Genomic DNA, 13,406 nt, shown 5'->3' with positions numbered 1-13,406 from the left:
GGTGCTGCCAGAGAATCCCACCCATGAGCCCCGCCCGTGCAGAGGCGTGTGAGTACTCCTCGGCCCACTGGGAGCCGATGGTTCCTCAGGTGTCCTTGGATGACCTGCCCGAGTCCTTCTTGTCGCTCTTGTCGCTGGGGGCGGTGGACTTAGCGTCGTCGGATCCGCTCTTCTTGTCGTCGCTCTTCCCTCCCTTGCCGGAGTCGCCGGACTCGCCCTCATCCATGTCGGCCGGGCCGGGATGACTGATCGGGGTGGCCTTCAGCAGCGTGGCCATCTCGCTTGACGAGTAGGCGTCGACGGGGCAGGCGTACATGGCTTGGAGCATGACCGGCACGCCCGTCGTAGCGAAGACCCGTACGAACCGGGTGAGCTTGTAGTCCTGATGGTCCGCGCCGGTGTAGGTGAAATCCAGTCGTCTGGTCTCGATGGCGTTGCCGTCAGTGTCCTTGACCAGAGTGAAGTCGTCCTGGGTGGGCTCGAAGGTGACGTTGGTGAAGTCCGAGGACTTCTGGTAGGCGTCGATCACCGCCTCCGACTGGTAGTCCGACTCGGTGCGGTCGCTCTTCGAGCTCTGGTCGTAGAGGTTCTGTGTCGCGGTGAACACGCAACCGTTCTGCTTATCCATCTTGTTCTTGCCGTCGGTGTCGTAGACAGTCACCTCCCAGCCCGGTTGGGACTGCGGGAACTCCCATGAGGGGGCCCAGTCGACGTTGCTGTTCTTACCGGCGTCGGAGGCCTTGTCCGATGGCTGTGAGCTCTTGTCGGCTGATGGGCCGGATGTCGAGGCGCCGGCGGAGGCACTGGAACGAGATGAGGGGGATGGGCCGGATTCGTCCTGGCATGCGGCGAGCGCCGGGATAGACAGGGCGACGCTGAGCCCTACCAGAAGGGGGAGTCTGAGAGCCGAGCGACGGCGACGGCCGGGAAGTGATGAGGAGCGTCGGGGCAGGGACATGAAAGTTCCTCCATCGTCGTTACGTACTGAACACAGGCCGTCGCAATGATCTGACGGTCTCATGAAGATCACGGTAATCGTCACCACGTTGTGCGGCCATGGGGAGAGTGTCCCGTCGGGATACGCTTGTCCCCATCATGGCTGAACTCAGTGACCACACTTCCCCGCCCCGTTCCGCATCCTCCATTGCGGCCGACATTCCGGCGCAGGGCTCATCGTCCGTCCGCGTGCGCTTCTGCCCCTCGCCCACGGGAACCCCTCATGTGGGCATGGTGCGCACCTGCCTGTTCAACTGGGCCTACGCCCGCCACACCGGGGGCACCTTCGTCTTCCGCATCGAGGACACCGACGCCGCCCGCGACTCCGAGGAGTCCTTCGACGCCATCCTGGACTCCCTGACCTGGCTGGGCCTGGACTGGGACGAGGGCGTGGGTAAGGGCGGACCTCACGAGCCCTACCGTCAGTCCCAGCGCATGGACCTGTACAAGCAGGTGGCAGCCGAGCTGCTGGAGGCGGGCTACCTGTACGAGTCCTTCTCCACCCCCGAGGAGATCGAGGCCCGTCACCGCGAGCGCGGCGAGGACCCCAAGCTCGGTTACGACGGCTTCGACCGTAACCTGACCCAGGAGCAGAAGGAGGCCTTCCGTGCGCAGGGACGCCTGCCCGTCCTGCGGATGCGGATGCCGGACGAGGACATCACCTTCACCGACCTGGTCCGTGGCCCCATCACCTTCAAGGCGGGCAGTGTGCCGGACTACGTCGTCGTACGCGCGGGAGGGGAGCCTCTCTACACGCTGGTCAACCCCGTCGACGACGCTGCCATGGGCATCACCCATGTCCTGCGCGGCGAGGACCTGCTGTCCTCCACGCCCCGGCAGGTGGTGCTCTACCGGGCTCTCATGGACATCGGTCGGGCCCAGGTGATGCCCGAGTTCGGGCACCTGCCCTACGTCATGGGGGAGGGGAACCGGAAGCTGTCCAAGCGCGATCCTCAGTCCAACCTCCTCATCCACCGTTACCGCGGCATGATTCCCGAGGGGCTCCTCAACTACCTGGCCCTGCTGGGATGGTCGCTCAGCGCCGACCGCGACGTCTTCTCCGCCGTAGAGATGATCGAGGCCTTCGACATCCATGACGTCAACCCCAACCCGGCCCGCTTCGACCCCAAGAAGTGCGAGGCCATCAATGCCGAGCAGGTGCGAGCGCTGGAGGCGGAGGACTTCCGTGACCGGTTGGTGCCCTACCTCGCCGACGCCTACCCCGACCCGACCGGTGAGGTCGCACAGGTGCCGCTGGTCTCAGCGGACTCGTTCGACGAGCTCTCCGGGCGTGAGCAGGAGATCCTGAACGCCGCGGCGCCTCTCATCCAGACCCGGATCCAGCTGCTGCGCGAGTGCCGTGACATGCTCGGATTCCTCTTCGTGTCCGACGACGACCTCACCATCGACGACAAGGCTCAGGCCAAGCTCAAGGCCTCGGCGGGCGATGTGCTGGATGCCGGCATCCGAGCCCTGGAGGGGCTCAGTACCGAGCTGTGGGACAAGGACCATCTGGAGCAGGCGCTCAAGGCAGCGATCGTCGAGGGCCGGGGCATGCCCGACGGCGAGGGCATCAAACCGCGGCTGGCCTACGGTCCGCTGCGCGTCGCGGTCACCGGTCGACAGGTCTCCCCGCCCCTGTTCGAGTCCATGGAGATCCTGGGCGCCGACTCGACCCTCACCAGGCTGCGGTCCCTGAGAACCCGGCTCGGGTGACCGCTGTCGCTTGAAGCCACTGGTGGGGTCGGGAACAGCGTGTTCCCGACCCCACCGGTTCTTGAGTCCAGACTCTCGCGAGCCTCCCGAGCAGAGTGCTCGGCCGGCCCCAGGGGCGATCACATGGGACCGGCGTCGATTCCCTGAAGTCGGATACCTGACAGGATCGTGTGCCACTGATCCAACCCGATGAGAGAGCCCTGCGGACACAGCAGCATGACCTCCATCTCGAATCCGGCGTCGCCCACACGCCTGTCGAAACGGTAGCCGTCCATAGGGGTGTTGGGGGCGTCTGCGAAGTTCGCGGTGACGGAGAAGGTCTCCTCGTAGCCCGGGAAGGTTCCGTTGTCGTCGCGGACAGCCTCGATCGCGGTGGGGCCCTGCGTTGTCTGGTACCCGGAGAAGATCGTCTGCTGACTTCTCAGGGCTGCTTGAGACTGAACGTCGTCACCGACTCCTCTGAGAGTGTAGTACCTCTCCTCGGCTTCGCTGGAGATGAAACCGAAGCAGGCTGCATTATCGTTGACCGTGTAGCCGTCGATAGTTCCGTTGGGGCCGGCCGAGTCCTTCTTGATGCGTCCGTCGTCATGCGTCCACACCGAGGTGTCCTCGCTGGTGATCGTGACACTCGGGGCGCTCCAGGCCGTCGCTGAGGCGGATGCCGATGGTGTGGCCGACGTGGAGGGGGAGGGCTTGGCGGAGGGGGTCTGCGAGCTGTCATCCGAGCTGCCTGCGGAGGCTCTGACGGGTTCGACGGTGAGCTGGCCCTTGTGGGCGGGGCCGCAGGCGCTCAGCGTCAGACCGGCGGTCAGGCACAGGCCGAGAGCAAGGCAGCGAGTCGTGTGGGAACTGCGACCGGCGTGGTTGCGGTGAGAGGGTGAGTAAAGCGGCATGAGGCTTCCATGAGGTTGTTGATCGGAGTGGAGACGGACAGGGGAGAGCCGCCGATCCAGGGGGGCTCGACGGCTTCCAGCTTCCTCACGCCATGGCTCCGGCGTCAAGGCCGCTGACTCGCGTTCCGCTCAGTATGTCGTGCCACGTCTGAAGGCTGGGAAGGCCTTGCGGAGAGCACTGCAGGATGACGTCGAGAGTGGCCCCCTGCTCTCCAACCTGTCTGAAGAAGCGATACCCAGAGACTTCTTCGTTGTTGCCGGAGGCGAAGGTGATTGTGCCGGTGTAGGTGACCTCGTAACCCGCGAGCGTGCCACTGTCGTCAGGCATGACGTCGACGACGGTCGGCCCCGATGTCACCGTGTAGGCGGGGTACTTCGCAGACTGCTCCTGCACCTTGGACGAGGAGGCGGCGTCGTCCCCCGATGTACTCCTGCTGCTGTACGTATCCTGGGAGGACTGGTATCGGAGGATGCCCTGGCAGGTCCGGTCATTGAAGAGGTATCCCCGGTTGATGAGGAAAGAGGTCTCCAACGGGAGGCTGAGGATGTTGTCGTCCTGCTGCCAGATATCGGTTCTCTCGTTGGTGATCGTGACACTTGGCATCGTCCATGCTGAGGCGGAGGGGGTGGTGGATGCCGATGGTGTGGCCGACGTGGAGGGGGAGGGCTTGGCGGAGGGGGTCTGCGAGCTGTCATCCGAGCTGCCTGCGGAGGCTCTGACGGGTTCGACGGTGAGCTGGCCCTTGTGGGCGGGGCCGCAGGCGCTCAGCGCCAGACCGGCGGTCAGGCACAGGCCGAGAGCAAGGCAGCGAGTCGTGTGAGAGCTGCGACCGGCGTGGTTGCGGTGCAGTAGACGGGTGCGCATGCGGCCTCCCGAAGGGTCATGGGGTGAGCAGGAACTTGTGCGAGTCTAAGGGATGTCTCCGCTGACGCGCTCGGTTGTGGGTGGGAGTACGGGGAAGGCGGAAGGGCATGGCGGCCCGCATGCTATGGGGTGTCTATGGGGCGCCCGGGGCGGTTCGACGGCCTGAGCTGAGGGTGTCGTGCGGAAGGGAGCCCATCGCGTCCGGCGTGTGTCTGTAGTCACCTCGTGATGATTTGGTGGGACTGGGGCGGGCGTGTAGATTACTGCCCGCTGCCTCGGACGCGAGCCGTTCGAGGTGAGGCCCCTTGGGGTATGGTGTAATTGGCAACACGACTGATTCTGGTTCAGTTATTCTAGGTTCGAGTCCTGGTACCCCAGCGGATCTCCTGATCTACAGCCCCCATCGTTTAGTGGCCTAGGACACCGCCCTCTCACGGCGGCGGCGCCGGTTCGAATCCGGCTGGGGGTACGAGGGTCTGGTCATCGTTCTCGATGGCTGGACTGTCATGGCCCCCATCGTTTAGTGGCCTAGGACACCGCCCTCTCACGGCGGCGGCGCCGGTTCGAATCCGGCTGGGGGTACGGATCAGCCAAGGTCTTCCGACCTGAGCCATCCACAATCACATAGCGGGCCCCCATCGTTTAGTGGCCTAGGACACCGCCCTCTCACGGCGGCGGCGCCGGTTCGAATCCGGCTGGGGGTACGGGAGATTAAGGGTCCGCACCACCGGAGGGTGGTGCGGACCCTTATGGTCACGCCTGTGAAGAGGGTCTACGTCAGCTCGCCCTGATGCTCTGAGGGGGAGGAAAGCAGGTCGCTGCCCGTGGTGATGGCGAGTCCTCGCTCCTGCAGGGAGAGCAGGGCGTCCTCCAGTGCGGAGAACAACGCCTCAGAAGGTTGTGTGCGGCCGTCGTGACACAGCACCACCGACCCGGCGCCGGCCACGTCCTTGACGGCGGCGGCCGCTGATGCGGAGGGAGAGTGGACGCTCCACAGCAGCACGTCCAGCTTCTGCTGGGAGGCCACCATCATGGCCGGTGCGTCAACCCGGCCGTAAGGAGGACGCCACAGGCGCGGAGACGGGGCCCCTGCTGCTGTGATCGCCTCGCAGGTCCTGCTCACCGAGCGGGTCAGCTCTGAGAAGTCCACGCCATAGACGTCCGTGTGCACCCAGTTGTGGACGGCTACTTCGTGCCCCTCGGCCACTTCCCGGGCAATCAGCTCGGGATGCTCCTGCGCTGCGGATCCGAGAACAAAGAAGGTGGCTCGTACCTGCAACCTCGCCAGCATGTCGAGCACGCGCGGAGTCCAGCGAGGGTCCGGCCCGTCGTCGAAGGTCAGAGCCAGCTTTCCCGACTCCCCACTCGTCTGGAAAACCGTCCGTGCGCCAAGGGCCCGGCCGGGGCCCGAGGGGCGCGGAGCGGTCCGTGCGGTGGGGGACAGGTGGGTGTCCCACCATCGGGACGCTCCTGCTCCGGCGCCTGCGCCCAGAAGGCCGGTGGCCGTCGCCAGTGCTGTCACCCCAAGGAGGCGCCGTCGGCCTCTCATCCGGTCGCTCGCAGTGCTGCGTGAGGGCTGAGGGGCGTCTGCGGGGTGTGCGGCGTCCTGAGCCGCATCTCCGATGTCCCCCGCGGCTCTCCCGCTCTCGATCGTCACCGGCACATCGTAACGAGTCTGACAGCATCCGGAATGCCTCGTTGGAATGATGCGAGACTGAGAGGGATTCGGACCGGATGTAGCCGGATCAATCGATAACCGAGGCATCCTCGGTAGGATGCCCGCGTGACGAACTTTCCCGCGCTGAAGACCCCCGGCCCCCTCACCGATGGCGCCATGCGCATCACCCCGTTGGGAGGCCTGGGCGAGGTCGGTCGCAACATGACCGTCTTCGAGCTCGATGACAAGCTGCTCATCGTCGACTGCGGTGTGCTCTTCCCGGAGGAGGATCAGCCCGGCGTCGACCTCATCCTCCCCGACTTCTCCTCCATCGAGGACCGCATCGACGACGTCGTGGCCCTCGTCCTGACCCACGGGCACGAGGACCACATCGGAGGCGTGCCCTACCTGCTGCGCCTGCGCGAGGACATCCCCCTGGTGGGCAGCGAGCTCACCCTGGCCTTCGTGGAGGCCAAGCTCAAGGAGCACCGCATCCACCCGGTCCTGCGTCAGGTCGTCGAGCATGAGGAGGTCTCCTACGGCCCCTTCGACCTGGAGTTCGTGGCCGTCAACCACTCCATCCCCGATGCCATGGCCGTCATGATCCGCACCGACGCCGGCAACGTGCTCGTCACCGGAGACTTCAAGATGGACTCACTGCCCATCGACGGGCGCATCACGGATCTGCGCTCTTTCGCGCGTTTCGGCGAGGAGGGCGTGGACCTGTTCTGCGTGGACTCCACCAATGCCGAGGTTCCCGGTATGGTCGGCCACGAGGGCGAGATCGGTCAGGTCCTGGACAACATCTTCGCCGACTCCGACGGGCAGATCATCGTGGCCTCCTTCGCCAGCCACGTCCACCGTGTTCAGCAGGTACTCGACGCCGCCGCCCTGCACGGCAGGCGGGTCGCCCTCGTAGGGCGCTCCATGGTGCGCAACATGGGGATCGCCGCCGAGCGCGGCTACCTCAAGGTCCCCGCCGGCGTCCTCATCGACGCCCGGGACATCACCTCGCTGCCCGCGCACGAGAGGGTCCTCATGGTCACCGGCTCCCAGGGCGAACCGATGGCCGCCCTGTCCCGGATGGCGCACTCCGAGCACCGCAGCGTCACCATCGAGCCCGGTGACACCGTCATCTTCGCCTCCTCCCTCATCCCCGGCAACGAGAACTCCGTCTTCCGGGTCATCAACCAGCTCATGCGGCTGGGGGCGCGTGTGGTCCACCAGGGCAACGCCAAGGTCCACGTCTCGGGGCACGCCTCCTCCGAGGAGCTGCTCCACGTCTACAACATCGTCCAGCCCCGCAACGTCATGCCCATTCACGGCGAGATCCGTCATCTGGTGGCCAACGGCGGACTGGCCGTCAAGACGGGGGTCGCACCCGAGCGGGTCATGCTGTGCGAGGACGGGGTGGCCGTTGATCTGGAGGGGGGAGTGGCCCGCATTGCCGGTCAGGTTCCCTGCGGCTACATCTATGTCGACGGCTCCTCCGTGGGGGAGATCGACGAGGCGGAGCTCAAGGACCGCCGCATCCTGGCGGAGGAGGGGTTCGTCTCCGTCTACGCCGTGGTGGAGACCACGACCGGCACCATCCTGGCCGGTCCTCATATCCAGGCCCGGGGCGTGGCCGAGGACGACTCGGTCTTCGAGGAGATCCTCCCCGACGTCACCGAGGCGCTGTCCGCCGCGCTGGAGACGGGAAAGGCGGACGCCTACTCCCTCCAGCAGGTCATGCGCCGCACCCTGGGACGGTGGATCGGACGCCGGCTCAAGCGCCGTCCCATGATCGTCCCGGTCGTCATAGAGGCCTAGGAGGCTGCTTACTGCATGACACTGTTCCGGCCCGCGTGCTTCATATCCACCGGATCCATCCTCATTGACATCCCCCTTCACGTCAGCCGGGTGCCGACGCCGGGAGGGGCGATCACCGGGGCGTCGTCGGGCCCGGTCGTCGGCGGTGGGTACACGGTGGTCTCGGCCGCCGCCCGCCAGGGCGTCCCCACCGCTCTGGCAGCCACCCTGGGAACCGGACCCAACTCCGCACGGGTGCGCGAGTCGATGCGCCTGGACCAGGTCGAGCTGCTCGTTGAGGAGCTCGTCGGTGACATCGGCACCTGCACCACGCTCATCGAGCCCTCGGGCCGACGAACCTTCATCACCACCGCCGGTGTCGAGGGCGAGCCCCAGCGAGAGGACCTCGAGAGCCTCGACCTCAGAGAGGGCGACTGGGTCTACGCCACCGGTTACGACCTGGCCCACTACACGAGCCGGGGCATCCTGGCCGACTGGCTCCTGTCGATCCCCGACGACGTCGGACTGGTCATCGACCTGGGCCCGGTCCAGCCCGACATCCCCGACCAGGTGCTGCTGCCACTGCTGTCCCGGGCGACGATGCTGACCGGAAACGATCTGGAGATGAATCGACTCGAGAAGCGGCTGGGGGGCTCGAACGCCATTCGTGAGGCCTGCCCGCGGGCGCTCATCGTCCGACGTACCGGAGCCCATGGATGCGTTCTGCACCCGGTTGACGGCGAGCCGATCGAGGTTCCCGGTTTCGTGCGTGACGTCGTGGACACGACGGGGGCGGGGGACACCCACACCGGCGTTCTGGTCGCCGGACTTCTTGACGGCCTCGATGTGGTCGAGGCGGCCAGGCGGGCCAACGCGGCCGCCGCCCACGCCGTGGCCTGCATCGGGCCGGCACAGGCGCCGCGTCGTGAGGAGATCGACGGGTTCCTCCAGGAGAGCTCTGAGCGATCCCAGACGTCCGACAGCGCCGCTCGCCGGGGCAGTGCCCGTCTCTGACGGAACTCCTTCTGAGAAGGTGACGTGTCTCCGGCTGCCCGAGGCGGCGTGGCAGGGCCGCCGAGGCCGAGAATCCGATAGTTTCTAAGACATCATGGCCAATCGTCGCACCACGAGAACCGCTACGCCGCCCTCCGGAACCGGCAGAGGGCGTAGCCGAGGGGTACCCGCTCAAGGATCCGCCCCCTTCGCCGCCCCCGGATCCCAGCCCGCCGGCGGGCGCTACCGCCGTACCGGATGGGCCTTCCTCATCCTGGCCCTCGCGGCGGTCCTGGCCCTGCGCGAGTGGTTCGGGGTCTCCGGGGCCGCGGGCGACCTCCTGCACCACATCGCCGCAGGGCCCGTCGGCGTTCTGGGAGTGCTGGTCCCTCTGCTCCTGGCGGCGCTGGGGATCGCCATGCTGCGGGCCCACAGCCTGGGAGCGGTTCACGCCCGGGTCTCCGTGGGCTGCCTCGGTCTACTGACCGCTCTGACCGGAATGATCCAGGTCGGCAGCGGCAACCCGGTCCTCAGAGACAATATCGGTGGTCTGGAGAGCGCCGGCGGACTGCTGGGGTGGCTGGTGGGCTACCCGCTGGCGGCCCTGTTCTCCTCCGTGGGGGCATTCATCCTGTTCATCCTCCTGGCCTCCTTCTCCGCCCTGGTCCTGTCCGGTAAGACCGTCGCTGAGATCCGCGACCTGCTGGCGCAGCGCCGCTCCCCGGGCGCTGACGGAACCGGCGGCCCCTCCGAGGCCGGCTCCGGCGACTCCCTGGCCCGGCGCCTGCTCGGACGCGTCCGAGCAGGTCTTGGACCGGCCGGGGCACCGGGGAACGATTCTGATCAGACGGCGCTCCTGGACTCATACGACGGCGACGAGCCCTTCCGCTCCGCGCTGGAGGTGGAGGAGTCGGCCCCGCGCAAGCGAGGCAGCGGCCGACGCAAGCGCTCCGCCGACCGGGAGGCCCAGCAGACGTCGATCACCGAGCTCTTCGAACCGGGCGGTGATCATGACGGTGAGTATGGTGCCGATCAAGCCGGTCACTCCGATGACTCCACCTTCGTCGTCCCGGAGGTGGGCGACGATGCCGACGCCGTCGCCCCGTCGGCCCCCTCGGTCGCCTCGCCCGCCAAGGGCCGGGCGGTCGGATCGTCCTCGGGCGCACAGCGCAGGCCCTCCGCGGCGAAACGCCCCGCCCGGCCGACGTCCTCCGGCTTCGACGCCGTCACTGAGGAGACACCCGAGGTTCCTCTCGACGAGCCCGACCTCGCCGACCAGCTCGCCATGAGCGACATGAGCAACATGGCCCTGCCCGACGGCTCCACCTACACCCTGCCCGAGGACGCGCTGCTCGGTCCCGGACCGGGGCACGCCTCCCGCACCCCCGCCAATGACGCCATCGTTGAGGCGCTGCAGAACGTCTTCGCCGAGTTCAACGTGGACGCCACCGTCACCGGTTATACGCGCGGCCCCCAGGTCACCCGCTACGAGGTCCATCGCGGTCGGGGTGTCAACGTCTCCCGCATCACGGGGCTGGAGAAGAACATCGCCTACGCGGTGGCCTCCGACGAGATCCGTCTGCTCACTCCGATCCCAGGCAAGAGCGCCATCGGTATCGAGATCCCCAACACCGACCGTGAGATGGTCAAGCTCGGTGACGTCCTGCGCTCCCAGGCAGCCCGCAAGCAGGCCCACCCGCTGGTCGTCGGGCTGGGCAAGAACGTCGAGGGCGACTACATCGTCACCAACCTGGCCAAGACCCCGCACCTGCTGGTGGCCGGCCAGACCGGCTCGGGTAAGTCGTCCTTCGTCAACTCCATGATCACCTCGATCATGATGCGCGCCACTCCGGAGGAGGTGCGCATGGTGCTGGTCGACCCCAAGCGGGTCGAGCTGACCATCTACGAGGGCATCCCTCATCTCATCACCCCGATCATCACCTCCCCGAAGAAGGCGGCCGAGGCCCTGGAGTGGGTGGTCCGGGAGATGGACGCCCGCTACGACGACCTGGCCTCCTTCGGCTTCAAGCACATCGACGACTTCAACAAGGCGGTGCGCGCCGGAGAGGTTCACCCCCTTCCCGGTTCCCAGCGCGAGCTGAGCCCCTACCCCTACCTCCTGGTCGTCGTCGACGAGCTCGCCGACCTCATGATGACGGCGCCCAAGGATGTCGAGGCCTCCATCCAGCGCATCACCCAGCTGGCCCGTGCCGCCGGGATCCATCTGGTGCTGGCCACCCAGAGGCCCGTCGCCCAGGTGGTCACCGGCCTCATCAAGTCCAACGTCCCCTCGCGCCTGGCCTTCGCCACCGCCTCTCAGCTGGACTCCCGCGTCATTCTCGACCAGAACGGGGCCGAGACCCTCACCGGCCAGGGTGACGCCCTCTACCTCGGTCCCGGAGCCTCGACACCGGTGCGCATCCAGGGCTCCTGGGTCACCGAGTCCGAGATCCGTTCCGTCGTCGAGCACGTCAAGGCCCAACTGACCCCCGAGTACCGTGAGGACGTCGTCGTCCCGGAGGTCAAGAAGCAGATCGACGAGGAGATCGGTGACGACATGGATCTGCTCCTGCAGGCCGCCGAGCTCATCATCTCCAGCCAGTTCGGCTCCACCTCCATGCTCCAGCGCAAGCTGCGCGTCGGCTTCGCCAAGGCCGGGCGCCTCATGGACCTGCTCGAGTCCCGTGAGGTCGTCGGCCCCTCGGAGGGATCCAAGGCCCGTGACGTCCTCGTCCAGCCCGAGCAACTCGAGGAGACCCTGGCATGGATCAAGGGGGAGGGCAGCGCTCCCGGAAGCGCCGAGACCCCGTCCGCCCCCGAGGACTCCCAGGGGGCCGGCGACTCCGATGACGGCGCTCCGGCTCCCGTTGCGGGCGAGCCCCGTACGATCGCCCTGCCGTCGAACCGTTACAGCACCGACCCGCTGGAGGCCGACCCGAGCCTGCCGGAGTCGGAGTCCTGGGAGGACTCCTCCGCCGAGGAGGACTCCCAGGACGCCTGGTCCCTCACCGGCCGCGGCTCATCGTGGTGACCCGCACCGCGGTTCCTCACTGGCCCTCATCGTCCTCGGGAGCCTCCAGGGGCTCATCGGGATCAGGGCCCGGATCCACTGTTTGTGGCGGTGTCGACGGCGTCGGATGAGGCGACTGCGAGGGCCGGTCCGACTCCCGGGCGGACTGGGGACCGGCGGAGGGCGAGGCGGATGACGCGGATGGCCCGTCCGACGGGGCCGGGCTCGCTCCCACTCGTTTGAGGACCTCCTCCCGGCTGGGAATCGTCGGAGCCGGTCCAGTGGGTTTCGGGGGCGTGGTGGACATGGATGAGGCGTTCTTGACGTCCGAGGTGAGCATGCTCCAGCGTCGCTCGATCTCCTCCTCACTCAGGCCCAGGTCGGCAGGGCGTTCACCATTGTGGAGCGCTGCCAGGTCTCTGACCGTGTAGCCGCCCGCCTGGTCCACGGTGAAGGGATGCCAGTTCAGTGAGTCCACGCTCACCGAGCCGTCGGCGTGGGAGGTCACGTCGGCCCAGACCAGCTGGCCGACGTCGGACAGTGGGCCGCAGTAGGACTCGTTCTGGCTGGAGATGTAGTTGCCGGCCGAGTACGACACCCACATCCCCTTTCCCTTGACTCCGCCGTCGAGCTTCTCGGCCGGCTGGGGCACGTGGGGATGGGCTCCGAAGAAGATGTCGACCTGCCCACTGTCGGCGAGGTCCTGGGCGTAGGAGACCTGCTCGTCATTGGGCGTGGTCTCGTACTCCTCGCCGATCTGCGAGTGGACGACGACGAGGTCTGCGCCCGCCGCCCGAGCCTCCTTGGCCGCCTTCGTGATGGCGCCGACGTCGTTGGTCGACACCGAGTAGCCGGTGGGGTCCTCGAAGCCGTTGAGCCCCATGGTCGTGGAGATCTGAGCGACCGTCACCGTGCGGCCCCCTCGCTCGAGCTCATAGAGTGCGAAGGGCGCCGAGGCGTCCTTGCGGCTCCGGTAGGTGCCTGCGTGCCCCAGGTCGTGCGCGTCCAAGGCGTCCAGGGTGGCGATGACCCCCGCCTCGCCCTGGTCGGCGGAGTGGTTGGACGCGGTCGCGCAGCCGTCCCAGCCGGACCTCGCCAAGGCCCCGACGACATCGGACGGAGCGCCGAAGGTGGGGAAGTCCGAGTAGACCCCGTCCGGAGCCACGGGAACCTCCATCCCGCACAGCGCCAGATCCAGCCCCTCGACCCAGGGGGTCTCGGCGGCGACGTTCTGGGTGATGTCCCCCGAGGAGTCCGGGGTGGAGCTCATAACCGCTGAGTGCATGAGGACGTCCCCGGCGTAGCCCACGGTGAAGCTCACGTCCTGTGACCCACCACTGGCCTTGGCGGAGGATGACCTGTCAAGCCCCGGGTTTTGTGGAGGCTGGTTTAGCTGGATGTGGTGGTGGCTGGTTGTAGTTGTTCCTGGCGGTGGGTGTCGGGGGCCCAGGCGGCTTCGTGCTCGGCGGGGGTGCGCATGCCGAT

9 protein-coding genes and 4 tRNA genes are annotated in these 13,406 nt (G+C 67.2%); 8 read left to right on the top strand and 5 right to left on the bottom strand.

Translation table 11 applies throughout. The annotated features are described in order from the left end of the window. Positions 1–85: 85 nt before the first annotated feature. A complete protein-coding gene (locus HCR68_RS07760; RefSeq protein WP_243858994.1) occupies positions 86–958 on the bottom strand; it encodes a hypothetical protein in 873 nt (290 codons plus the stop codon). Positions 959–1,095: 137 nt separating this feature from the next. Between HCR68_RS07760 and gltX the strand changes: the two genes are divergently transcribed. Further along, positions 1,096–2,712 (top strand): glutamate--tRNA ligase, encoded by a 1,617-nt coding sequence (gltX, locus tag HCR68_RS07755; RefSeq protein ID WP_167148311.1) that lies wholly within the window; start codon positions 1,096–1,098, stop codon positions 2,710–2,712. A 119-nt stretch (positions 2,713–2,831) separates the two neighbouring features. Here gltX and HCR68_RS07750 read toward each other — a convergent pair whose 3' ends face one another. Beyond that, positions 2,832–3,605 (bottom strand): serine/arginine repetitive matrix protein 1, encoded by a 774-nt coding sequence (locus HCR68_RS07750; protein WP_167148309.1) that lies wholly within the window; start codon positions 3,603–3,605, stop codon positions 2,832–2,834. An 85-nt stretch (positions 3,606–3,690) separates the two neighbouring features. After that, positions 3,691–4,470, bottom strand: a complete 780-nt coding sequence (locus HCR68_RS07745; RefSeq protein WP_167148307.1) for a hypothetical protein — start codon at positions 4,468–4,470, stop codon at positions 3,691–3,693. 306 nt (positions 4,471–4,776) lie between these two features. Between HCR68_RS07745 and HCR68_RS07740 the strand changes: the two genes are divergently transcribed. The 4 genes from HCR68_RS07740 (at position 4,777) to HCR68_RS07725 (ending at position 5,174) form a co-directional block, all read left to right on the top strand. Beyond that, a tRNA-Gln gene (locus HCR68_RS07740) sits at positions 4,777–4,848 on the top strand. Between the two features lie 18 nt (positions 4,849–4,866). Beyond that, positions 4,867–4,939, top strand: a tRNA-Glu gene (locus HCR68_RS07735). Positions 4,940–4,979: 40 nt separating this feature from the next. Next, positions 4,980–5,052: transfer RNA gene (locus tag HCR68_RS07730), tRNA-Glu, on the top strand. Between the two features lie 49 nt (positions 5,053–5,101). Continuing rightward, a tRNA-Glu gene (locus HCR68_RS07725) sits at positions 5,102–5,174 on the top strand. A gap of 68 nt (positions 5,175–5,242) precedes the next feature. Here the strand turns inward: HCR68_RS07725 and HCR68_RS07720 are convergent. Continuing rightward, on the bottom strand, positions 5,243–6,127 hold the full coding sequence (locus HCR68_RS07720) for a polysaccharide deacetylase family protein (RefSeq protein ID WP_243858993.1): 885 nt from the start codon (positions 6,125–6,127) through the stop codon (positions 5,243–5,245). Between the two features lie 177 nt (positions 6,128–6,304). Between HCR68_RS07720 and HCR68_RS07715 the strand changes: the two genes are divergently transcribed. From HCR68_RS07715 to HCR68_RS07705, 3 genes are all read left to right on the top strand, one after another. After that, positions 6,305–7,939: a ribonuclease J gene (locus HCR68_RS07715; protein ID WP_167148392.1), complete on the top strand. Its 1,635-nt coding sequence runs from the start codon at positions 6,305–6,307 to the stop codon at positions 7,937–7,939. A 15-nt stretch (positions 7,940–7,954) separates the two neighbouring features. Further along, positions 7,955–8,932: a PfkB family carbohydrate kinase gene (locus HCR68_RS07710; protein WP_167148305.1), complete on the top strand. Its 978-nt coding sequence runs from the start codon at positions 7,955–7,957 to the stop codon at positions 8,930–8,932. Between the two features lie 94 nt (positions 8,933–9,026). Then, positions 9,027–11,942, top strand: a complete 2,916-nt coding sequence (locus HCR68_RS07705; protein WP_167148303.1) for a DNA translocase FtsK — start codon at positions 9,027–9,029, stop codon at positions 11,940–11,942. A gap of 16 nt (positions 11,943–11,958) precedes the next feature. Here HCR68_RS07705 and HCR68_RS07700 read toward each other — a convergent pair whose 3' ends face one another. Continuing rightward, positions 11,959–13,242 carry a CapA family protein gene (locus tag HCR68_RS07700; protein ID WP_243858992.1) on the bottom strand — a complete coding sequence of 428 codons (1,284 nt, stop codon included), beginning with the start codon at positions 13,240–13,242 and terminating at the stop codon, positions 11,959–11,961. Positions 13,243–13,406: the final 164 nt, after the last annotated feature.

It is taken from the genome of Actinomyces sp. ZJ308 (assembly GCF_011752065.1).
GTDB lineage: Bacteria > Actinomycetota > Actinomycetes > Actinomycetales > Actinomycetaceae > Actinomyces.
This window is presented reverse-complemented; position numbering and strand designations above follow the sequence as displayed.